General features: G+C 68.5%; 16 protein-coding genes. 7 read left to right on the top strand and 9 right to left on the bottom strand.

Annotation, left to right across the window (positions count from 1 at the left end):
- Nucleotides 1-183 precede the first annotated feature (183 nt).
- The gene (locus TBIF_RS01135) at nucleotides 184-1,032 is read left to right on the top strand and encodes a patatin-like phospholipase family protein (protein ID WP_024793046.1); all 849 of its coding nucleotides are present in this window, start codon (nucleotides 184-186) and stop codon (nucleotides 1,030-1,032) included.
- Between the two features lie 206 nt (nucleotides 1,033-1,238).
- On the opposite strand, the gene TBIF_RS01130 is transcribed toward TBIF_RS01135, so the two are convergent.
- Nucleotides 1,239-2,093: a class I SAM-dependent methyltransferase gene (locus tag TBIF_RS01130; protein ID WP_024793045.1), complete on the bottom strand. Its 855-nt coding sequence runs from the start codon at nucleotides 2,091-2,093 to the stop codon at nucleotides 1,239-1,241.
- A gap of 252 nt (nucleotides 2,094-2,345) precedes the next feature.
- Here TBIF_RS01130 and rpsA point away from each other — a divergent pair, with 252 nt between their 5' ends.
- Both rpsA and coaE read left to right on the top strand, forming a co-directional pair.
- Nucleotides 2,346-3,815 carry a 30S ribosomal protein S1 gene (gene rpsA, locus TBIF_RS01125; protein WP_024793044.1) on the top strand — a complete coding sequence of 490 codons (1,470 nt, stop codon included), beginning with the start codon at nucleotides 2,346-2,348 and terminating at the stop codon, nucleotides 3,813-3,815.
- Between the two features lie 106 nt (nucleotides 3,816-3,921).
- Nucleotides 3,922-4,902, top strand: coding sequence for a dephospho-CoA kinase (gene coaE, locus TBIF_RS22580; RefSeq protein ID WP_084611474.1), 981 nt, complete (start codon nucleotides 3,922-3,924; stop codon nucleotides 4,900-4,902).
- On the opposite strand, the gene TBIF_RS22575 is transcribed toward coaE, so the two are convergent.
- Entirely contained in the window at nucleotides 4,899-5,420 is a 522-nt protein-coding gene (locus TBIF_RS22575) for a ribonuclease FAU-1 family protein (RefSeq protein WP_038169354.1), read from the bottom strand. The genes coaE and TBIF_RS22575 overlap by 4 nt on opposite strands.
- Nucleotides 5,421-5,560: 140 nt before the next feature.
- On the opposite strand from TBIF_RS22575, the gene TBIF_RS01110 reads away from it, so the two are divergent.
- The 3 genes from TBIF_RS01110 (at nucleotide 5,561) to TBIF_RS01100 (ending at nucleotide 9,700) form a co-directional block, all read left to right on the top strand.
- Nucleotides 5,561-6,754, top strand: coding sequence for a hypothetical protein (locus TBIF_RS01110; protein WP_024793043.1), 1,194 nt, complete (start codon nucleotides 5,561-5,563; stop codon nucleotides 6,752-6,754).
- Nucleotides 6,755-6,804: 50 nt separating this feature from the next.
- On the top strand, nucleotides 6,805-8,961 hold the full coding sequence (gene uvrB / locus TBIF_RS01105) for an excinuclease ABC subunit UvrB (RefSeq protein WP_024793042.1): 2,157 nt from the start codon (nucleotides 6,805-6,807) through the stop codon (nucleotides 8,959-8,961).
- Nucleotides 8,962-9,250: 289 nt separating this feature from the next.
- Nucleotides 9,251-9,700, top strand: coding sequence for a universal stress protein (locus TBIF_RS01100; RefSeq protein ID WP_024793041.1), 450 nt, complete (start codon nucleotides 9,251-9,253; stop codon nucleotides 9,698-9,700).
- Nucleotides 9,701-9,780: 80 nt separating this feature from the next.
- On the opposite strand, the gene TBIF_RS24290 is transcribed toward TBIF_RS01100, so the two are convergent.
- From TBIF_RS24290 to TBIF_RS01080, 4 genes are all read right to left on the bottom strand, one after another.
- Nucleotides 9,781-10,212, bottom strand: coding sequence for a DUF732 domain-containing protein (locus TBIF_RS24290; protein ID WP_148302115.1), 432 nt, complete (start codon nucleotides 10,210-10,212; stop codon nucleotides 9,781-9,783).
- Entirely contained in the window at nucleotides 10,209-12,509 is a 2,301-nt protein-coding gene (locus TBIF_RS01090) for a HelD family protein (protein ID WP_024793039.1), read from the bottom strand. Before TBIF_RS01090 ends, TBIF_RS24290 begins: the two co-directional genes overlap by 4 nt.
- A 150-nt stretch (nucleotides 12,510-12,659) precedes the next feature.
- Complete coding sequence (locus TBIF_RS01085; RefSeq protein WP_024793038.1) at nucleotides 12,660-13,487, bottom strand: DoxX family protein; 828 nt, start codon at nucleotides 13,485-13,487, stop codon at nucleotides 12,660-12,662.
- A 136-nt stretch (nucleotides 13,488-13,623) separates the two neighbouring features.
- Nucleotides 13,624-14,307 (bottom strand): MBL fold metallo-hydrolase, encoded by a 684-nt coding sequence (locus tag TBIF_RS01080; protein WP_024793037.1) that lies wholly within the window; start codon nucleotides 14,305-14,307, stop codon nucleotides 13,624-13,626.
- 314 nt (nucleotides 14,308-14,621) lie between these two features.
- On the opposite strand from TBIF_RS01080, the gene uvrA reads away from it, so the two are divergent.
- Nucleotides 14,622-17,651 carry an excinuclease ABC subunit UvrA gene (gene uvrA, locus TBIF_RS01075; protein ID WP_024793036.1) on the top strand — a complete coding sequence of 1,010 codons (3,030 nt, stop codon included), beginning with the start codon at nucleotides 14,622-14,624 and terminating at the stop codon, nucleotides 17,649-17,651.
- A gap of 81 nt (nucleotides 17,652-17,732) precedes the next feature.
- Here uvrA and TBIF_RS01070 read toward each other — a convergent pair whose 3' ends face one another.
- The 3 genes from TBIF_RS01070 to TBIF_RS01060 all read right to left on the bottom strand — a co-directional run bounded on the left by TBIF_RS01070 (nucleotide 17,733) and on the right by TBIF_RS01060 (nucleotide 21,888).
- Nucleotides 17,733-17,915, bottom strand: coding sequence for a hypothetical protein (locus TBIF_RS01070; RefSeq protein WP_024793035.1), 183 nt, complete (start codon nucleotides 17,913-17,915; stop codon nucleotides 17,733-17,735).
- Nucleotides 17,916-18,619: 704 nt separating this feature from the next.
- Nucleotides 18,620-21,151 (bottom strand): ABC transporter permease, encoded by a 2,532-nt coding sequence (locus TBIF_RS01065; RefSeq protein ID WP_024793034.1) that lies wholly within the window; start codon nucleotides 21,149-21,151, stop codon nucleotides 18,620-18,622.
- Nucleotides 21,151-21,888, bottom strand: coding sequence for an ABC transporter ATP-binding protein (locus TBIF_RS01060; protein WP_024793033.1), 738 nt, complete (start codon nucleotides 21,886-21,888; stop codon nucleotides 21,151-21,153). Before TBIF_RS01060 ends, TBIF_RS01065 begins: the two co-directional genes overlap by 1 nt.
- Nucleotides 21,889-21,940 lie beyond the last annotated feature (52 nt).

The raw sequence follows: 21,940 nt of genomic DNA, 5'->3' as shown, positions 1-21,940 counted from the left end.
CCTGTGCGGGCCGCCGAGCGTGCGCAGTGAGATCAATAGCTAGGTACGCGCCGAGAACTGTAGTGTCAGCATCGCTGAACCTACCGGGTCATCGCGGCCCCCATCACGTTGTCTCAGATTCCGCGACCCGTCGGTTCGGGTTTGCCGGGAATTATGCTGCGGGGACGTTCGAGGAGGTAGGCGATGGCACTGGGATTGGTGCTCGGCGGCGGCGGGGTGGCCGGGATTGCCTGGGAGGTGGGCATCCTCGCGGGCCTGGCGGAGGCGGGGGTGGAGCTGGGCCGGCCGAGCCGCGTCATCGGCACCTCCGCGGGCTCGATCGTCGGCGCGCAGGTCGCGGCTGGGGCCGAGGTCGCGGCCATGCTCGACGCGCAACTGGCAGCCCTACCACCCGGAGAGGGCGCGGAGCGGCCAGAACATGACCTCGATGTGTGGTCGGAGCTGCTCTTCGAGCGGGGGCCGGAGTCCCATGACGATGGTCTGCGCGCGCTGATGCGCCGCATCGGCGCGATGGCGGCGGAGGCGCAGACGGCGTCGCTGGAGGTCTATCGGGCGGTGATCGACGGCCAGCTGCCCGTCCAGGACTGGCCGGCGGGCGCAGACCTACAGCTCACCTCGGTGGCCGCGGCGACGGGCGAGTTGACGGTGTGGGCGGCCGATTCCGGGGCGTCGCTGCTAGAGGCGGTGATGGCCAGCTGCGCCGTGCCGGGGCTGATGCCGCTGGTGCCGATCGCCGGGAAGCGGTATTTCGACGGCGGGCTGAACTCGTCGACCCACGCGGACCTCGCGGCGGGCTGCTCCGAGGTGCTGGTCATCGCGCCGTTCTCGGAGGCGGTGGCCGGTCCCACGTTGGCCGCCGAGCTCGACGCGCTGCAGGACTCCCGCACCGCGGCGATCGTCCCCGACGCCAATTCGCGACAGGCGTTCGGCACCAATCCCCTCGCGCCGTCGACCCGGCTGCCCGCGGCGCTTGCCGGCCGGGCGCAGGGCCGGGCCGAGGCGATGCGGATCGGGATCCTGCTCTCGCTCTGACACTCTGACCGCGGCCGAGTTCGCCACGGCCGAGTTCGCCGCGTCCGAGTTCACCACGACCGAGTTCACCACGACCGAGTTCACCACGACCGAGTTCGCCGCGGCTTCGTAGCGACGCCGTCGTTGCAAGCGAGGTTCGGCTGTGTAACCGCGGCGACCTGCCCGCGGCGACCGGGACCTGCTTCCGGCGAACCAGCCGCGGGGCGCTAGCCGGGCTTGCGCGCGCAGAAGATCGCGGTGCCGGGGAAGACCTGGCCCCGCAGCGGGCTCCACTGTCCCCACTCGCGGTCGAGCCACTCCGGCCAGTCCGGCTCCACGATGTCCTCCACGAGGAGTCCGGCGGCGACGAGTTCGCGGACCCGGTCGCCGATGGTGCGGTGATGCTCCACATAGATGGCATTTCCCTGCTCGTCCAGTTCCACATAGGGGGAGCGGTCGAAGTAGGGGATTGACGCGACCATGCCCATCGGGCCGGGATCGTCCGCGAAACACCAGCGCATCGGGTGGTTCACGGAGAACACCCAGCGCCCGCCGGGCTTGAGGACGCGGGCGACCTCGCGCATGACCAGCGCCGAGTCGGCCACGAACGGGACGCCGCCGAACGCGGAGCAGGCCGCGTCGAAGGACTCGTCGGCGAAGGGTAGCGCCTCCGCGCCGGCCTGGACGAGAGGCACCCGCTTGCCGACCCGGTCCATCGCGGCCACCCCATGCCGGAGCATCTGCATGGAGATGTCGAGGCCCACCGGGTGCGCACCCTGATCGGCGAGCCACCGTGAGCACGGGGCGGAGCCGCAGCCGATCTCGAGGATCCGCTGGCCGGCCACCTCGCCGAGCAGGTGCATATCGCCCTCGTGGAGGCCCTCCGGGCACCAGACGAACTCGCCGTGGTCGCTGTCCACGCCGAGGAAGTCGCCGTGGGTGCGGTGGTAATCGTCGGCGTCGGCGTCCCACCACACGCGGCTGGCGTGCTGGCTCTCCGCGGTTCCGATCCGGGCGCGGCTGACGGTGGCCTCGCCTAGCGCGGCGCTGGCGTCTTGGTGTCGATCATTTTGCTCGGTCATCGGATCAAAAGGTACCTGGTCCAGGAGCCCGGCGCGTTTGCCCGTGGCCACGGGCGTCGAGTAGTGTCGAGTATCGCGAGTGCCCTCATCGTTGGGCGCAAGCGAAGAGCACGAATCGTGACCAGCTAAGACCATCGGCGCAAGCTGAATCTGCATAACTGGCAGGCGAGGGCGCGACGGACCTATTCCGTCATCGATCCTCGCAGGTCAGTCCACACACCGACTTTCAATCCCTCCGGAGCTACTCACTCAATGTCCACGCCTACTCATACCTCGCCGCAGGTCGCCATTAACGATATTGGCACCGCCGAGGACTTCCTCGCCGCAATCGACAAGACGATCAAGTACTTCAACGATGGCGACATCGTTGAGGGCACCATCGTCAAGGTTGATCGCGACGAGGTCCTGCTCGACATCGGTTACAAGACCGAGGGTGTCATCCCCTCGCGCGAGCTCTCGATCAAGCACGACGTCGACCCCAATGAGGTTGTCTCCGTCGGCGATGAGATCGAAGCCCTCGTCCTCACCAAGGAGGACAAGGACGGCCGGCTCATCCTGTCGAAGAAGCGCGCCCAGTACGAGCGCGCCTGGGGCACCATCGAGGAGCTCAAGGAGAAGGACGAGGCCGTCACAGGCACCGTCATCGAGGTCGTCAAGGGCGGCCTGATCCTCGACATCGGCCTGCGTGGATTCCTCCCGGCGTCGCTCGTCGAGATGCGTCGTGTCCGCGACCTCCAGCCGTATGTCGGCAAGGAGATCGAGGCCAAGATCATCGAGCTCGACAAGAACCGCAACAACGTGGTCCTGTCGCGTCGCGCATGGCTCGAGCAGACCCAGTCCGAGGTCCGCAGCGAGTTCCTGCACCAGCTCCAGAAGGGCCAGGTCCGCAAGGGCGTCGTGTCCTCCATCGTCAACTTCGGTGCCTTCGTGGACCTGGGTGGCGTCGACGGCCTGGTGCACGTCTCCGAGCTGTCCTGGAAGCACATCGACCACCCGTCCGAGGTCGTCACGGTGGGCGACGAGGTCACCGTCGAGGTCCTCGACGTCGACATGGACCGCGAGCGTGTCTCCCTGTCGCTCAAGGCGACGCAGGAAGACCCGTGGCGCCAGTTCGCCCGCACGCACGCCATCGGCCAGATCGTGCCCGGCAAGGTCACGAAGCTCGTGCCGTTCGGCGCGTTCGTCCGCGTGGACGAGGGCATCGAGGGTCTGGTCCACATCTCCGAGCTGGCCGAGCGCCACGTCGAGGTTCCGGACCAGGTTGTCGGCGTGAACGACGACGCCATGGTCAAGGTCATCGACATCGACCTGGAGCGTCGCCGCATCTCGCTGAGCCTCAAGCAGGCCAACGAGGACTACTCGGAGGAGTTCGACCCCTCCAAGTACGGCATGGCCGACAGCTACGACGAGGCCGGGAACTACATCTTCCCGGAGGGCTTCGACTCGGAGACCAACGAGTGGCTTGAGGGCTTCGACAAGCAGCGTGAGGAGTGGGAAGGCCGTTACCAGGAGGCCGAGCGTCGTCACAAGATGCACACCACTCAGATCGAGAAGATGGCGGCCGACGCCGAGACCGAGAGCGCCGCTGCGGCGAACTACTCGTCCGGTGGCTCCGAGGATGACGCCGTTGACGGCGAGACCGCTGCGGTCTCGACCGGTGGCTCGCTGGCCAGCGACGAGCAGCTCGCTGCACTGCGCGAGAAGCTTGCCGGCAACGCGTAATCTGCCGAGCTAGCTAGACGCAGTACAAGCTAGACACAGGGCCGGGCCCCACCTTCACACGGAGGTGGGGCCCGGCCTTCACTGTCGGTATGGAACACTCGACGGCGTGCTGAGAGTGGGATTGACCGGTGGAATCGGGGCAGGCAAGTCGACGGTGGCGGGGGCGCTGGCCGACCTGGGGGCGGTGATCGTCGACGCGGACCGTATCGCGCGCGAGGTCGTCGAGCCCGGCAGCGAGGGCCTCGCCGAGCTGGCGGCGGCCTTCGGGCCGACGGTGATCGCCGCGGACGGGTCCCTCGACCGCGCGGCGCTGGCCGCCCGGGCCTTCGCGGACGACGAGTCGCGGCTGACACTGAACTCGATCCTGCATCCGCGGATCGGCGCGCGCACACAGGAGTATGTGCAGGCGGCGCCAGCCGACGGGATCCTGGTCCAGGACATCCCGCTGATCGTCGAAGGCGGCATGGGCGCGGCCTTCGACCTGGTCGTGGTGGTGCACGTGGACGAGGCTGAGCGGCTGCGGCGGCTCACCGAGTACCGCGGCATGGAGGAGTCCGATGTCCGCGCGCGGATGGCCGCGCAGGCCACCGTGGAACAGCGCCGGGCCGCCGCAGATGTGTGGCTAGACAACGGCGGCGCGCCGGGCGCGATCGTCGAGGACGTCCGCACGCTGTGGATCGAGCGGCTGATCCCGTTCGAGCGCAATATCAGCGAGCAGTCCGGCGTGATCGCCGCGTCGGACATCGTGGAAGCCAACCCAGAGTGGGCGGGCCAGGCGCGACGCGCCATCGCCCGTCTCGGCCTCGCCACGGGCGGGCGGTCGCTCGCCATCGAGCATGTCGGGCCCACCTCGGTGCCCGGTCAGCCGGCCCGGGACTGCCTCGACATCCTCGTGACCATCGCGGACGCGGCGACGGCGCAGGAGCTCTCCGCAATCTTGGGCGGCGCCGGCTTCCCCGTCGACAGCGGCGCCACCACGCCGGACCTGGCGGATCTACAGGCGCGGGCGGTCGGCAACAGCTACCGGCTGCACCGCGGCTGCGACCCGCTCCGGCCGGTCGCCGTGCACCTGATCAGCCCCGCCTAGCCGGGGCGGAAGACTGCCGGCATCCCCAACGAGCCCAGCCACGCCAGCAGATCGTGGCCGTGGGCGGCGATGCCGTCGACCGCGGCCACCGCGCGGTGCACCGCCGCCTCGGCCCGCTCCTGGTCGAGCAGCCCGGCGAGGCGGGCGTCGAACAGCTCGTCCACATCGAGCAGCTCTGTGCAGGTGCCGGTCCGCACCACCAGATCCAGGTAGTGGTCCTCCGACTGCCAAGTCCGACCGCCGTCAGAGAACTCGCCGATATCCACGTAGTGGTCCTGGTCCCGCTCATGGCCGGGTGTGAAGTGGAAGACCGAGGCGCGCAGACCCAGCGTCGGCAGCAGCCACGATTCCAGATAGTAAAAGCGCGGGTGGTCGGCCGGACGTGCCATATAGAGGCCCCACGGCTCGCGGCGGTACTCGTCGACGGGGCGGACGAACCCCTTCGGATCGGTATTAGTCATCGCGTCCAAGTCGAAGGTCTCATGCTTCGGGGGATGCGCGGCGGTGTTGTTCGTCATAGCGGTGCCAGCCTCGCACGGATTCCCCCGCCGTACTGCGGATCGACGGTGCGCGGCGGGGGAAGTTCGGGCATCCTGGAACGACGGACGCAGCCTCGCCTCGGCGACGGCGTCGAGTTCTCGGGACAGGATGGCGATCGATGACTGGTTTTATTGAGGACGCGGAGGCCAACCGGGCCCGGGTGCTCGCGCACGTGCGGGCCTGGTGCGACGGCGCGACCATCGACGGTGCGCGGCGCGATCTGTCCGATAGCGCGGCGGTGCTGATCGCGGCCGGCCGGCTCGAGCCATCGATGCGTCACATCCTCCTCGCCCGCTGCCGGGCGGGTGTGGGCGTGCCCTCGGTCGGCGGCTTCGCGCAGGTGCGGGAGATGGCCGAGCGGCTGGACCGGACCGAGAAGATGATGCGGGGCCTGGAGCGGGGCGCCCGCCTGATGGCGCTGAGCCTGCGCGCCGAGGACCTCCGGCGGCGACTGCACGCGGTGCGCTCCCGCGTAGTGGGCTCGGCGGTGATCTATCCGGGCGGCGTGCGCGGGGTGCGGCGGGAGCGCCGCGAGGGGGTGCATCTGACCGTGGCGCAGCGCACCGAGTTGTTCGGCATGCTGTGCTGGACGCCGGTGCCGCAGCCGGATGGCCGCGGCTACGTCGTGAGCGTCGGGTCCGCGGCCATCGCGGACGTGGCCTCGGCGGCGGCGGCTCGCGTCGACCGGCTCGGCGAGGGCAGCTCCTCCGCGGCGGCCCTGCGGAGGGTGGAGAGCTGGGGTCGCCCGGTGGCCCCCGACGGCACCGGCCCCCTGCATTTCAACGATCGGTACGAGACGCTGTTGTACTTGGCGGGCGTCTATTTCGACCACATCACGGTCTCGCCCACTTGGCTCTCGCCGGTCTTCGACATGCAGCGCATCCAGGTGGACCTCGGCGCCGAGGTGGTGGCGCTGTCCGTGGACACCGCGGAGCTCCAGCAGCTGTACCGGGCGCTGGCCCACACCGCGTCGAGCACGACCAGCCTCGACGTGCGGCTGCAGGTCGAGCAGCGCACCCGAGTGCTCGACGGCGTTTGGGACCAGCTTGTCGAGCGGGTGGCATCGCTGGCCCGGATATTCGGGGCGCTGGGCAACGTCGAGCGGCACCTCGGCGAGGCCCGGGCGGCGGACCAGGCGCGGAACCTCGACCACCGCATCGATGAGCTCGTCGGCCGCTCCGGCGGGCATGAGATGGCGACGGAGAACCTGTATCGGATCGGCGAGGAGGTCGAGATCGGCGGCTTCTCCTATGCGCCGTACCAGAGCCTGGTCGCCCGCGAGATCGCGGAGCTCACCGCGGCCCGCGGCTAGCAGGCCCGCGCAAATGCGAAATTGTCAGAGGACGGGCATAGTCTGGTCGCATGGCTTTCCCATCTGAGCACCCCGTTGTCGCGCAGTCGGAGTTCCGCCCGGTGGGGGACATCGAGCGGGCGTCCAGCGACTTCGAGGTCGTCAGCGAGTACACCCCCGCGGGGGACCAGCCGGCGGCCATCGAGGACCTGAGCAAGCGGCTGCGGCGGGGCGAGAAGGACATCGTGCTGTTGGGCGCGACGGGCACCGGCAAGTCGGCCACCACCGCGTGGCTGATCGAGAAGGAGCAGCGGCCCACGCTGGTGATGGCGCCGAACAAGACGCTCGCCGCGCAGCTGGCCAACGAGCTCCGGGAGATGCTGCCCAATAACGCCGTCGAGTACTTCGTCTCCTACTACGATTATTACCAGCCCGAGGCGTACATCGCGCAGACGGACACCTACATCGAGAAGGATTCCTCGGTGAACGACGATGTGGAACGGCTGCGGCACTCGGCCACCTCTAGCCTGCTCTCGCGCCGCGACGTCGTGGTGGTCGCGTCCGTGTCCTGCATCTATGGCCTGGGTACCCCGCAGTCCTACCTCGACCGCTCCGTGCAGCTGGAGCTCGGCGTGGAGGTGCCGCGGGACGCGCTGCTGCGGCTCCTCGTGGACATCCAGTACAAGCGCAACGACATGGCGTTCACCCGCGGCACGTTCCGGGTCAAGGGCGACACCATCGACATCATCCCGGCCTATGAGGAGTTGGCGGTGCGCATCGAGTTCTTCGGTGACGAGATCGACGCGCTGTACTACCTCAATCCGCTGACCGGCGATGTCGTCCGCCGCGTGGACTCGCTGCGCATTTTCCCGGCGACGCACTATGTGGCCGGGCCGGAGCGACTGGAGCGCGCGGTCAAGGACATCGAGGCCGAGCTCGAGGTACGGCTCGAGGACCTGGAGGCGCGTGGCAAGCTGCTCGAGGCGCAGCGGCTGCGGATGCGCACCAGCTATGACCTCGAGATGATCAAGCAGGTCGGCTTCTGCTCCGGCATCGAGAACTACTCGCGGCACATCGACGGCCGCCCCGCGGGCTCCGCGCCCGCGACCCTCCTGGACTACTTCCCGGAGGACTTCCTGCTGGTGATCGACGAGTCCCACGTGACCGTGCCGCAGATCGGGGCCATGTACGAGGGCGATATGTCCCGCAAGCGCAACCTCGTCGAGTTCGGCTTCCGGCTGCCCTCGGCCACCGACAACCGGCCGTTGACGTGGACGGAGTTCACCGAGCGGGTGGGGCAGACGGTGTATCTGTCCGCGACGCCCGGAAAATACGAGATGGCCGCGGCGGGCGGGGAGTTCGTTGAGCAGGTGATCCGCCCGACCGGCCTGGTCGACCCGCAGGTGATCGTCAAGCCGACGGAGGGGCAGATCGACGACCTGGTCCACGAGATCCGGGTGCGCAGCGAGCGCAACGAGCGGGTTCTGGTCACCACGCTGACGAAGAAGATGTCCGAGGACCTCACGGACTACCTCCTCGAACTGGGGATTCGTGTGCGCTACCTGCACTCGGACATTGACACCCTGCGCCGGGTGGAACTGCTGCGGGAGCTGCGCCTCGGCGAGTACGACGTGCTGGTGGGCATCAACCTGCTGCGCGAGGGCCTCGACCTGCCAGAGGTCTCCCTGGTGGCGATCCTGGACGCGGACAAGGAGGGCTTCTTGCGCAGCAGCACCAGCCTTATCCAGACGATCGGCCGCGCGGCCCGCAACGTCTCTGGCGAGGTGCACATGTACGCGGACCGGATCACCGACTCCATGCGCCAGGCCATCGAGGAGACCGACCGGAGGCGTGAGAAGCAGGTCGCCTACAACGAGAAGATGGGCGTGGACCCGCAGCCGCTGCGCAAGCACATCGCGGACATCCTCGACCGGGTATACGAGGAGGCGGCGGACTCGGCGGACCTCGTGGAGGTCGGCGGCCGCAACGCCAGCCGTGGGCGCCGGGCGCCAGGGGAGGCCGGGCGCGCGGTCAGCGCGGGGATCTACGAGGGCGTGGACACCGCGTCGATGCCACGGGCCGAGTTGGCGGATCTGATCTCCGAGATGAGTGCGCAGATGATGAACGCCGCCCGGGACCTGCAATTCGAACTCGCGGGCAGATTGCGCGATGAGATTGTCGATCTGAAGAAGGAACTCCGGGGAATGGACGCCGCCGGATTGGCTTAGCCATGGGCGAGAAAGGACACCGGGGCGCCGCTCCGCGGGAGTTACCTGCTCCAGACGTGCATATAGAAGAATATTGAATCAATGTGTGCGCAGGGCCGATGCGTCAGATCGCGGGAGATCCGCAACAGTGTGTGGCGGGCCGACAATGGGGTTAAGATCGCTGCGGAGACTGCCGCGCTGTCGGTCTTCCACAGCTTATGTCGAGAGTCGCGAGCACTGCACAGTCATCGAGAAGCATCGTCGGGCCAACCCGCAATGAGAATTGCCGGTCCGAGACATGGAGGATTGAATGAGCGCCTACAACACTATTGTCGTCGGGACCGACGGCTCCGAGTCGTCGCTGAAAGCCGTCCAGAGGGCGGCGGCCATCGCGGGCGACACCGCGAAGCTGATCATCGCATGCGCCTACTTCCCATCCGACTCCCGTGAGGTGAGCGCGGCGTCCGACCAGTTGGGTGAGGACGCGTACCAGGTGCATGGCGCGGCGCCCACATACGAGATCCTGCGCACCGCCAACGAGCACGCTCGCGCCGCCGGCGCCACCAAGGTCGAGGAGCGCTCGATCGTGGGGCCGCCGGTGGAGTCGCTGCTGCAGCTCGTCGACGACGCCAGCGCGGACCTACTTGTGATCGGCAACCGCGGACTGAACACCATCACGGGCCGCCTGCTCGGTTCCGTGCCCTCGGACGCGGCACGCAAGGCCAAGGTCGACGTGCTCATCGTGCACACAGTCCGCTGAGACCCTGACAGCCTGCTCCGCAGCGAACGCGCCGCCGACGAACCGAATCCGGTTCGTCGGCGGCGCGTTTTTTCTACGCCTCAACAGATGTGGGTGCGGGCCGCGTCGAGGTAGGCCTGCCCGGCCTGGGCCTCGTTGATATCGCCGACCGCCTGCGACACGGCGAACAGCGAGAACGGCTGAAGCTGCGCACGGATCTCGGACTCCGAGGTGCCCGCGGCGAGCTGGCTGCATATCCCGCGGGCCACCTGCGCGAGCGTGGAGTGGTTCGAGGTGGGGGGCAAGCTCAGGCCGCCGTCCGCCAGCGCGGCCGCATAGGCGGCGCCAATCTGCTCCAGGTTGTCCTGCTCTGCGGAGTTCTGGGCCTTGGATCCCAGGGCGGCCGCGTCCTGCGCGCTGGCGCTGGGGGCTATGGCGGGGGCCACCTCCACGGCGACGGGCGACGAGCACGCGGCGAGCGCGCAGGACGCCGCCGCGCCGGCCAGCACGGCCCGCAGGTGCCGGGGCCTCATCGGGAGACCCCGGCGGAGGTACGGGCCAACGCGGACAACACATCTGGCAGCGCGGCGCTGTGCAGCACCGCGAGGCGCTGGGTGGCCCGGGTGAGCGCAACGTACAGGTCGTTGAGCCCGCGCTCGGACTCGTCGATGATCTGCTGCGGCTCGACGATCAGCACCGAGTCGAACTCCAAGCCCTTCGCGCTGGACACGCTCAGCACACTCACGTTGTCGCTGGCCAGGTGCGCCAGGCGGGGTAGCTCCGCGGCGGGGGCCAGCACCACGGCGATCCCCTCGTCGGGCAGCGCGCGCAGGCTGTCCGCCACCGCGTCGGGCAGCAGGCCCGGCTCGACCTGGATCGCGCGCGGGGTGTGGCCGGAGTCGCGGATGGAGCGTGGCGGGACCTGGCTGGGGTCGATCACGGCCAGCACGTCGGCGGCGAGGTCCATGATCTCGCGCGGGGTGCGGTAGTTGACGGTCAGCTCCCGCAGTCGCCAGCGCTGCGCCACGTAGGGGGACAGCACATCGGCCCAAGAGGCGGTGCCCGCGGCGGAGCCGGTCTGGGCCGTGTCGCCGACGACGGTCATCCACCGGTTGGGGGAGCGGCGCATCAGCATCCGCCACGCCATGGGTGACAGTTCCTGGGCCTCGTCGACGATGACGTGCCCGTAGGTCCAGGTGCGGTCCTCGGCGGCGCGCTCGGCGGTGGTCTGGTGCTCGGCGTTGTCGTGGCGCCGGGCCAGCTGGCTGGCATCGATAAGGTCGTAGGCCATGAGGATCTCTGGGTCCAGCTCGTCCTCGAGGTCCTGGGGCTGCGAGCCGGTAAGGATGTCGAGGGCGCCCTGGGCGTCGGCGATCTGCTGGCGCCACTGCGCCTTCTCCCGCTCGGCCGCCGCCGAGTTGTCGACGCCGAGCAGCTCTGCCAGCTCGTCGAGCAGGGGCGCGTCCGCCGCGCTGAACCCGCCAAAGCCATTGCGCAGCAGGGTTTTCCTCTGTGCCTCCGCCAGCTTCGGCGTGGCGGTGGCCAGGCGGTCCGCAGAGGTGAGCAGCTCGGCGAGGACCTGCTGCGGTGTGAGCTCGGGCCACAGCTCGGAGATTGCGGACTGCACCGCGGCGTCCTCACGCATTTCGTCGCGGATATCGGCCATGTCGTCGCGGCTGAGCAGGTTCGAGCCGTCGACGACGCTCCCGCCGATCGTTTGCGCCAGCTGATCGGCCAGATCCTCGACGATCATGGACGCGAAAATTGGCCGTGCCAGGTTGTGGGGGCGGCGCGAGGAGCGGGCCCGCCCGCGCGCCCGCGTGGCGATCTTGCGGTCGAGCTTGAGCGTGTAATTGTCGAAGCGGATCTCCATCGGCGCCGACGGGACAGACTGCCGGTCCCGGACCGCGAGCTTGAGAGCTGCGGCGAAGTCGAGGGAGCCCTTGATCTGGTCGGCCTCGGCGGAGTCCGCCACGGTAGCGACGACTCCGGGATACAGATCGCCGATCGTCGAGAGCAGCACGCCGGTCTCGCCGAGCGAGGGCAGCACGCGCGCGATGTAGTCGAGGAAGGTGCTGTTGGGGCCGATGATCAGCACGCCACTGCGAGACAGTTGCTTGCGGTGCGTGTACAGCAGGTAGGCGGCGCGGTGCAGCGCGACGGCCGTTTTGCCGGTGCCAGGCCCACCCTGGACCACCAGCACGCTGCGGTGCTCGGAGCGGATGATGCCGTCCTGCTCGCCCTGGATGGTCTCCACGATGTCGGTCATCTGGCCGGTGCGTGCCGCGTTCAACGCCTCGAGCAGTGCGACCTCGCCCGCCACGCCGGAGGTCTCCGGGCCGGGGAGGCTCGCCTGCGAGAGGTCGAGGTACTCGTCGTTGACCGCGTTGACCGAGCGGTTGCGGGTGCGCACATGCCGCCGCCGTGCGACGCCGTCTGGCGCGGCGGGGGTGGCCAAGTAGAACTGCCGGGCCAGCGGTGCGCGCCAGTCCAGCAGGAGTGGCTCGAAGTCGTCGTCCTCATCGAGGATGCCGAGCCGGCCGACGTGCCGCACCTCGCCATCGACCAAGTCCAGACGGCCGAAGTACATGCCGTTCTCGGCGGCGTCGTAGCGGGCGAGGTCCTCGGAGTAGAGCTGGGTGAAGGACTCTCGCTCGGAGCGGGCTTGGGGGGTGCCGCCGCCCTCGAGTAGGACGCGGCTGAGCCTGGTCGAGGCGTACTCCCGCATCTGGTCGAGGCGTTGGTAGAGGGTGTCCAGGTGTGCTTGCTCGCCTGTGAGTGCAGAGGTTTCGGGGTCTTGTGGGGCGGTGGTCGCCGCGGTTTCTGGCATGGCGGCTTCAGACACTGCGTTGTCGGACACGATGTGGGGGCACTCTCCTGGCTGGGCGGCGAGATCCGTGTCGGCCACCTTCTTGCCGACACGGATCATCAAGTCTAGTCCAGAGTGGAGCTGGTGGACAGACGGTGCGCGTGTGCCCTGTCACGCCAAGTTGTGCCGCAGCTCCTCCGCCTTGGCCAGCGCCGATTTCGCGGCGTGGTCAGCGCGCTCTGCGGCCTTGCGGGCCCGACGGCGCAGCTCGGGAGCCTCGGCGACAATCCGGTCTGCGAGAGCCGAGCCGCGGACGCTCGCCGCGTCTGCGAGAGCCGAGCCGCGGACGCTCGCCGCGTCGGCGAGCGCGGAACCACGCTGCACGGCAAGGTCTGCGATGGCCGAGCCGCGTGCCGCCGCGGTCTCCGCGAGGGCGGTGGCCCGCTCGCTGGCCTGGTGCGCGGTCTCCCCGAGATTCTGGGTGAAGGACTCCGCGAAGGACTCGGTGGCGGACTGCGACGGCAGCGCGTCCGCGACCTTAGCGCTGGCCTCCGCGGCCGCGCGACGCCCGCGCCACCCCAGGGAAGGCTTGCCCTCGGTGTCGACGGCGGCGAGCAGCAGTCCGCCCAGGATGCTGATGTTCTTCAGAAACTGGACCTGCTGTATCTGGCGTCGCTCGGGATCGGTCTCCGCCCAGAAGGGATGGCCCGCAACCGTGGTGGGGAGCAGTGTGGCGGCCAGCACGGACGACGCGATGCGCGGGTACTTCCCGGTGGCGAGCATCAGCCCGCCGCCGATCTGCACCAGGGCGTTCAGGCGCACCGCGTTCTCCGGATCGGCCGGCACGAGCGCGGCGGCGGGCCCGGGCAGCAGCGCCCTTGACTGCTCGACCAGCGGAGCGGCGACCTCGGTGCGGCCACCGGGCTTGCGGAGAACATCGATGCCCATGGCGACGAAGGTGCTGGCGAGCATGGGCCGGGCGATTCTACGAACGAGCACGAGTGCCTCCTTGTGGGACGGACAGTTCGGGTAGATCTGGCAGCGATTGAGTTGGGGTCGATCGTGCTCTGGTCATTCTTCCAGGAGCGGGGGAATTGTGCTGACCTTGGCTCGGATAATGCTGTGCCAGCCGGGATCACCAACCGCGCTTGCGCCACTCCTGCAGGTGCGGACGCTCGGCGCCGAGGGTGGTGTCCTTGCCGTGGCCCGGGTAGACGATGGTCTCGTCTTTGTACTTGCCGAAGATCCGCTGCTCCAGGTCGTCCATCAGCTGCGTGAACTCTTCGGGCGCGTTGGTCTTCCCGGGGCCGCCGGGGAACAGGCTGTCGCCGGTGAACAGATGGGTGACGCCGTCTGCGTTCAGCGCCAGCGCGATGGAGCCGGGGGTGTGCCCGCGCAGGTGCGTGATCGTGAGGCTCAGCCGCCCGACGCTGATGGTGTCGCCGTCGTGCAGCAGCTGGGAGGGTTGGACCGGCAGCTCGCTCGCATCGACCTCGTGCGCGGCGGTGGGGGACTCGAATCCGCCGACCACGTCCGCCAGTGCCTGCCAGTGGTCGGGATGCTGGTGGGTGGTGACAATGAGCGCCAGCTGCGGGGCGTTCTCATCGATCAGCTGCACCAGTGTGCCGGCGTCGTTCGCCGCGTCGATCAGCAGTGCTTGTCCGGTCTGGGTGCACGTCACTAGATAGGCGTTGTTGTCCATCGGGCCCACCGAGGCCTTGATGATGCGTGCGCCAGAGAGCGTGCGCCGCTGCGGGGCGCCGCCGGCGGCGATTGCGCCGGTGTAGTTGTCGTCGACGGTCATCGGGGCTGATGTCATTTTCAGAACGCTACCTGTGCGGGCGGCCAGACACGAGCTGAAACCCATTGGTGGCCCGTGCCAGTCCGGTCCCGCGTTGGCCCCGGCCAGGCCAGAGTCGCTCGACGCCTGTGGGGAGGCGGGGGTGTCCAGGTGGGAAGATCTCGGTGGTGAACTGGGGTTATGTTTGCGGACTCGCCGTCAGTGTGACGAAGTCCCGGGCCAGTACCCGCGACGTTGTCAGACCCCGGCTCTACGATGGAGACGGCTCTGATGGATCTGGGCCGGCTGGCGGCAGTGTCCGTCGGCCGAATCCGTGGCAAGGGGACTCTTAGGTGACTGATCGGCTGATCGTGCGCGGCGCGCGGGAACACAATCTGCGTGGGGTTGATATCGATCTGCCTCGTGACGCCATGGTGGTGTTCACCGGACTCTCGGGCTCCGGGAAATCAAGCTTGGCGTTCGACACGATCTTCGCGGAGGGGCAGCGCCGGTACGTCGAGTCGCTGTCGGCCTATGCCCGTCAGTTCCTGGGGCAGATGGACAAGCCGGATGTGGACTTCATCGAGGGCCTCTCTCCGGCGGTGTCCATCGACCAGAAGTCGACCAACCGGAACCCGCGCTCCACCGTCGGCACCATCACCGAGGTCTACGACTACCTGCGCCTGCTCTATGCCCGCGCCGGCAGCCCGCACTGCCCGTACTGCGGGGAGGCCATCGCCAAGCAGACCCCGCAGCAGATCGTGGACCAGGTCCTCACCATGGAGGAGGGCCTGCGCTTCCAGGTGCTCGCGCCCGTGGTCCGTACCCGCAAGGGCGAGTTCGTGGACCTGTTCGACCAGCTCAACTCGCAGGGATTCTCGCGCGTGCGGGTCGACGGCACAGTCCACTCGCTGATGGATCCGCCGAAGCTGAAGAAGCAGGAGCGCCACGATATCGAAGTGGTCGTCGACCGTCTCACTGTCAAGGATTCCGCGAAGCAGCGGCTGACGGACTCGGTGGAGACAGCGCTGCGGTTGGCCGACGGCATCGTGGTCCTGGACTTCGTCGAGCGCGACGAGAAGGCCCCGGACCGTGAGCGACGTTTCTCCGAGAAGCTGGCCTGCCCCAATGGCCACGCCCTCGCCGTCGACGACCTCGAGCCCCGCTCCTTCTCTTTCAACTCGCCGTACGGCGCCTGCCCGGATTGCGCGGGCCTGGGCGTGAACAAGGAGGTTGACCCGGACCTTGTGGTGCCGGATGGGGGCCTGAGTCTGCTCGACGGCGCCATCGCGCCCTGGTCGATGGGACAGACCGCGGAGTACTTCACTCGCCTGCTGACGGGCCTCGCGGACGTCATGGGCTTTGACATCGAGACGCCCTGGGAGGATTTGCCCGCCACGGTGCGCAAGGCCGTTCTCGAGGGCAGCAGCGACCAGGTCCACGTCAGCTATAAGAACCGCTACGGCCGCACCCGCTCGTACTACGCGGACTTCGAGGGCGTCATGCCGTTCCTGCAGCGCCGGCTGGACCAAACCGAGTCGGACCAGATGAAGGAGCGCTACGAGGGGTATATGCGCGACGTGCCGTGCCCGGCCTGCGGCGGTGCGCGGTTGCGACCCGAGATCTTGTCAGTCACCCTGTCGGCCGGCTCCCACGGCGCCCTGTCCATCGCCGAGGTCTGCAACCTGTCGATCTCGAAGTGCTCCCGCTTCTTGGGCGAGCTCACGCTCGGTCACCGCGAGGAGGCCATCGCCGGCCAGGTGCTGCGCGAGGTCCAGGCCCGGCTTGGATTCCTCCTCGACGTCGGCCTGGAGTACCTCTCGCTGGATCGGCCCGCCGCGACGCTGTCCGGCGGCGAGGCACAGCGCATCCGCCTGGCCACCCAGATCGGCTCCGGCCTCGTCGGCGTGCTGTACGTACTGGACGAGCCGTCCATCGGCCTGCACCAGCGCGACAACCATCGGCTCATTGAGACCCTGACCCGGCTGCGGGACCTCGGCAACACGCTGATCGTCGTCGAGCACGACGAGGACACGATCAAGGCCGCCGACTGGATCGTCGACATCGGACCCCTCGCCGGCGAGCACGGCGGCAAGATCGTGCACTCCGGGTCTTATGAGGGGCTGCTCGCCAATGAGGAGTCGCTGACCGGCGCCTATCTGGCGGGCCGCTCCCGCATCGAGCTGCCCGCGCAGCGGCGGCACGTCGACCGCGACCGCCAACTCGTGGTCTTAGGCGCCCGGGAGAACAACCTCGACGACATCGCCGTCGAGTTCCCCCTCGGCGTGCTGACCGCTGTCACCGGCGTCTCCGGGTCCGGCAAGTCGACGCTGGTGAACTCGATCCTCGCGACAGTCCTGGCCAACAAGCTCAACGGCGCCCGCCAGGTGCCCGGCCGGCACACCCGCATCACGGGGCTCGAGCATCTGGACAAGCTGGTGCAGGTCGACCAGTCGCCGATCGGCCGCACCCCGCGCTCCAACGCGGCAACCTACACCGGCGTGTTCGACAAGATTCGGACCCTGTTCGCTTCCACCACCGAGGCGAAGGTGCGCGGCTACCAGCCCGGACGGTTCTCGTTCAACATCAAGGGCGGGCGTTGCGAGGCATGCTCTGGCGACGGCACCCTGAAGATCGAGATGAACTTCCTGCCCGACGTGTATGTGCCCTGTGAGGTGTGCCAAGGCGCGCGGTACAACCGGGAGACCCTCGAGGTCCGCTATAAGGGCAAGACCATCGCCGAGGTCCTCGACATGCCCATCGACGAGGCTGCGGAGTTCTTCGAGCCGATCACGTCCATCCACCGTTACCTCAAGACGCTCGTAGAGGTCGGCCTCGGCTACGTGCGCCTGGGCCAGCCCGCACCCACGCTCTCCGGTGGTGAGGCGCAGCGCGTCAAGTTGTCGGCCGAGCTGCAGAAGCGGTCGACCGGGCGCACCATCTACGTGCTCGACGAGCCCACGACAGGCCTGCACTTCGAGGACATCGCAAAGCTGCTCAAGGTCATCGGCGGCCTTGTCGACAAGGGCAACTCGGTGATCGTGATCGAGCACAACCTCGATGTGATCAAGACGGCGGACTGGGTCATCGATATGGGACCGGAAGGTGGTTCTGGCGGTGGCATGGTGGTCGCGACCGGCACACCCGAACACGTGGCCGGGGTCGGAACGAGCTATACCGGCAGGTTTCTAAAGGATGCGCTCATCGCGGCGGGCACCACGCCCACCGTGGCCCCGGCTCCAGTCAAGAGGGCACCGGAGCTGGACGCCCCGGGCAAAAAGGCCCCCGCGAAGAAGGCCCCCGTGAAGAAGGCCACCGCGAAAAAGGTACCGGCGAAGAAGGCCGGCGCCAAGGCCGCAACCAAGAAGTTGCCGGCGAAGTAGGTTGGCGCAGGGCCGCGGGACCTCCTGTCTCTGAAACGCACTGCCGACAGCCGCCGGGGAGTGGCGCTGGCCTGTTGCGGATTACGACGGCGTGAGCAACGCGGTCACCGCTCCGGCGGCCAGAATCATTGGCGCCACCGCGATCCACCAGGACCAGCTCGCCCACCGCAGGCGTTTGACAGTGCGCGCGAGCCACCACGCCGCAGTGATCCCCAGAACAGTCAGCACGAGGGCGCCGAGGAACAGTTGGTCGTATCTGTCCACCCGACCGAAGGAAGCAGGCCAAAGGTCGAGACGCAAGCATTGCAGCAGGGCGACGCAGGCCAAGGTCAGAACCGCGATGGTTAGTCCAGGGGGAGCGGGCGGCGGTCTGCTGGGTGCCTGGGACTCCGGCTCGACGCGGTGGAGGGACCAGCCAAGGCTCGTGCCTCACCGTAGCGGCAGGACACGGTCTCCGTAGCGGGACGGGCAATGCGCGCCGCACCTGTCGCAGCGAGCCCTGTGCTGGCTGTTGTCGAATCTCCGCCGGAGTTGGGCGGAAGTCTCACCGACTGCGGATAGTCCTGTCGCGGGCCTACGTTGCGCGGGCAGACAACGCCCGTATCACCTCAATCGGGAGCATCGGACACCGCAAATCCCCCGGTGGACGCGCCTCATACCGAGTGCCGCGGGAAAAGCCCAGGTCGCGCGAGCGGTGACGGCCGGTCAGCCTTCGCCAACGGGGGATTCAGGCCGTTCCTCCACAACAATCGCAGGTCGGGTGCGCGCTCGTGAGAATCCTGACCACGCCATTGGATCGTTAGCCCAGGTGGCAGCGAACGAGGACCGGCTCTGACCGCACGAGCGGGCAGGGCCGGTCCTCATCGCCTCGATTCCCGGCTCTGCGGGCGTCGGGTGCCCGCGGAACGTAGGGCCCGTGCAGGACTGTCACCCACGAAAGGGCAGCAGCCGCGGCCGGGCCCCGGCGATCACTCGTCGGCGATGGCCTCCAGTGGCCTGGTCCGAGCGGCGCGCACTGCCGGCCACAGTGCGGCGAGGACGCCAACCACGCCGGAGCCGACCAGCATCCCGATCGCCTGGCCCCACGGGATGGAGATCTGGTTGATGCCCTCATCGCGCAGGGCGTGCACGAATAGTGTGCCGAACGCCAGGCCCATGGCGATGCCGAGCACGGCGCCGAACACGGCGATCAGCGCAGACTCGAGGTAGATCAGCCGTCGCACCTGGGCCCGCTGCATGCCAATGGCGCGCAGCATCCCGATCTCCTGCCGCCGCTCCACCACCGAGAGGGCGAGGGTGTTGATGATGCCGAGGATGGCGATCACCACGGCGAGTGCCAGCAGCCCGTAGAGGATCGCGAGCAACTGGTCGATTTGCTGGGCCTGTTCCCCCTTGAACTGCTCACGGTCTTGCACCTTCACCACCACGAACGGGTCGGTGGCGTCGGTGAGCGCTCCGCGCAGCTCCTCGAGGTTCGCGCGGGGCTGGGCCTTGATCAGCACGAACAGGTCGCTGGCCAACAGCGCCGGCGTCAGTTTCGCGTAGGACTCCTGGCCGATGATCCAGTTGCCGAGCGTGGGGCTGTCGGCGTAGATGCCGGTGATCGTATTGGGCACCTCGTTGCGGTCGGGCCCGATGAGGGTGACGGTCGACCCCAGCTGCCAACCGCGCGCCGCAGCCTCGGACTGGGAGGCAATCATGCCGTCGCCGGTCAGGTCGGGAGTGCCGGAGTCCATGGTGAACGAGAGGACGTCGGCGATGGGGCCGGTGACGGCGATCCCGGTAATGGTCTCGCCATCGAGCTGGGCGCTCGCCGGATGGAACTGTACGACCTCCGCGACGCCCTTGGCCGCGGCGACGGGTTGGGCCGCGCTGACGGGCACGCCACTGGGGCCCGTGCCGGTGAGGATGTAGTCGGCGGTGATGCCGTTGTCGACGATCGTGTCCACGCTGGCGCGGGCGGAGGCGCCGAACACGGCGATGGTCGTCACGAGCATCAGGCCAAGGGTCAGTGCGAACCCGGTAGCGGCGGTGCGCCGGGGGTTGCGCACAGCGTTGGTGCGGGCGAGACGGCTGACAGTGCCGCCGAGTTTCTCCGCCGGGTAGCCGAGCACGCGGATGGCGGGGGAGGACAGTGCGGGGGAGACGAGCAGCACGCCGATCAGCACGGCGGCTGCGCCCGCGCCGACGAGCGATGCGGCCACGCTCGTGGTGTCTGCCAGAGAGCCGGCGATGAGCGCGGCGACGCCGATCGCGATGATGACGGAGCCGACTACGGTGCGGGTGCGCAGGGAGGTGCCTACCGACGCGAACTCGGCCCGCATTGCGGCCACGGGCGGGGTGTTCGACGCGCGCCGGGCCGGGGCCCAAGCGCTGAACAGCGTGACGATGATGCCCACGCTGAGGGAGATCGCGACCGTACTCGGCTGCACGTCGAGGGCTCCGGTCGGCAGACCCAGGTCGAAGGCATTGAGAAGGTTCCGCAGCCCGAAGGCCAGGGCGATGCCGGCCGCGAGGCCGATGAGGCTGCCGATGAGGCCGACGACGGCCGCCTCGAGCAGCACCGACCGGCTGACCTGCCGACGGCTAGCTCCAATTGCCCGCAGCAGGGCGAGCTCGCGCAGCCGCTGCGCCACGATCATCGAGAAGGTGTTGTAGATGATGAAGGTGCCGACGAGCAGCGCGATGGCGCCGAACGCCAGTAGGAAGTAGTTGACGAACTGGAGCGCGGTGTCGAGATCCTCCTGGGTCTCGGCGCGGACCTGGTCGCCGGTCTTGACGTCGAAGTTCGGCAGTGCGCTGGACACCTCGTCGCGGAGAGTCTCAGGGCTGGTGCCGGGCGTCGCGGCGATGTCGATGGACTGCACATGTTGGCCGTCCGTGAACAGCGAGGCCGCCTGCGCCGGTTCCATCAGGACACCGACGAAACCGCCGGTGTCGGTGGAGGTGGAGTACACGCCGGAGACCGTGACGTCGTGCATGCCGGATGCCGGGACAAGAACCTGCGTGCTGGAGCCGACGTGGAGGTCGCCGTTCGTGGCGGCGCCCTGATTGATCGCGATCTGTCCGGCGGCGTCAGGCGGGCCGCCCTCGAGGAACTCCGTGGGGTCACCCAACTGGGTCCCGGGCGGGGAATATGCGGCGCCGAAGCTGGGCGCGCCCCCGCTCTGGATGGGCTTTCCGTCGGCGGCGATCAGCACCACCGAGCCGCGGATGGCAGGCTCCACCGCGCGGACGTTGGGGAGTTCCCGGATCTTGTCGACGTCGGAGAGGGGGACGCCGCTGCCGCCGGACACCTTCTCCGCCACATGGACGTCGACGCCCTTGGCGGTGTTGGCGAAGACCCCGTTGAAGGTGCTGTGGAGGGTGTCGGTGAACACGAAGGAGCCGGCGACGAAGGCGGTGCCGAGCACCACGGACAGCACAGTGAGGGCCAGGCGGACCTTGTGGGCAGCCAGGTTGCGTAGCGAGACGCGACGCATCGCGTTGGTGGGGGCCATCAGCTGGCCTCGAGCTGCTTCATGTGGTCCAGCACGGAATCGGCTGTGGGGGAGTGCAGTTCGTCAACCAGGCGGCCGTCGGCGAGGAAGACGACGCGGTCTGCGTGGGCGGCCGCGCGGGGGTCATGGGTCACGATGACAACGGTCTGGCCCAGCTGGTCCACCGAGCGGCGCAGGATGCCGAGCACCTCGCCGGACGAGCGCGAGTCCAGGTTGCCCGTCGGCTCGTCGCCGAAGATGATCTCCGGCTGGCCGGCCAAGGCGCGGGCGCATGCGACCCGCTGCTGCTGGCCGCCGGAGAGCTCTGACGGGCGGTGGCTGAGGCGATCGCGCAGCCCGAGCGTGTCGATGACGCTGTCGAGCCATTGCTGGTCTGCCTTGCGGCCCGCGATGTCCAGGGGCAGCGTGATGTTCTCGAGCGCGGTGAGCGTCGGCACGAGGTTGAAGGACTGGAAGACGAACCCGATGCGGTCGCGGCGAAGCTTGGTCATCTCCTTGTCGGAGAGCCCGGTCAGGTCCGTCTCGCCGATCCGCACCGAGCCGGAGTCCGCGGAGTCCAGACCGGCGAGGCAGTGCATGAGCGTGGACTTGCCAGAGCCAGACGGGCCCATGATCGCGGTGAACTCCCCGCGCCGGAACTCGATGCTGACGTCGATTAGCGCGTCCACCCGGGTGTCGCCGGCGCCGTAGCCCTTGCTGACGCCGCTGGCCTGCGCGGCGAATTCGGTGGAGGTCATTTCAGCCTTCCCAACTTGTGCCGCCCAGATCAAGCGTGTCCGGTGCGGTTCG

The sequence above is a fragment of the Tomitella biformata AHU 1821 genome (assembly GCF_000524475.1).
GTDB classification, from domain to species: Bacteria; Actinomycetota; Actinomycetes; order Mycobacteriales; family Mycobacteriaceae; genus Tomitella; species Tomitella biformata.
Note: the sequence above shows the minus strand (reverse complement) of the source record. Positions and strands in the feature narration are given on the sequence as shown.

Bases quoted from the DNA above. Each gene is read 5' to 3' on its own strand.
- TBIF_RS01100 (WP_024793041.1), top strand. From the start codon at position 9,251: ATGAGCGCCTACAACACTATTGTCGTCGGGACCGACGGCTCCGAGTCG.
- TBIF_RS01065 (WP_024793034.1), bottom strand. From the start codon at position 21,151: ATGGCCCCCACCAACGCGATGCGTCGCGTCTCGCTACGCAACCTGGCT.
- TBIF_RS01110 (WP_024793043.1), top strand. From the start codon at position 5,561: ATGACTGGTTTTATTGAGGACGCGGAGGCCAACCGGGCCCGGGTGCTC.
- TBIF_RS01060 (WP_024793033.1), bottom strand. From the start codon at position 21,888: ATGACCTCCACCGAATTCGCCGCGCAGGCCAGCGGCGTCAGCAAGGGC.
- rpsA (WP_024793044.1), top strand. From the start codon at position 2,346: ATGTCCACGCCTACTCATACCTCGCCGCAGGTCGCCATTAACGATATT.
- TBIF_RS01080 (WP_024793037.1), bottom strand. From the start codon at position 14,307: ATGACATCAGCCCCGATGACCGTCGACGACAACTACACCGGCGCAATC.
- TBIF_RS01130 (WP_024793045.1), bottom strand. From the start codon at position 2,093: ATGACCGAGCAAAATGATCGACACCAAGACGCCAGCGCCGCGCTAGGC.
- TBIF_RS24290 (WP_148302115.1), bottom strand. From the start codon at position 10,212: ATGAGGCCCCGGCACCTGCGGGCCGTGCTGGCCGGCGCGGCGGCGTCC.
- uvrB (WP_024793042.1), top strand. From the start codon at position 6,805: ATGGCTTTCCCATCTGAGCACCCCGTTGTCGCGCAGTCGGAGTTCCGC.
- TBIF_RS01090 (WP_024793039.1), bottom strand. From the start codon at position 12,509: ATGCCAGAAACCGCGGCGACCACCGCCCCACAAGACCCCGAAACCTCT.
- TBIF_RS22575 (WP_038169354.1), bottom strand. From the start codon at position 5,420: ATGACGAACAACACCGCCGCGCATCCCCCGAAGCATGAGACCTTCGAC.
- TBIF_RS01135 (WP_024793046.1), top strand. From the start codon at position 184: ATGGCACTGGGATTGGTGCTCGGCGGCGGCGGGGTGGCCGGGATTGCC.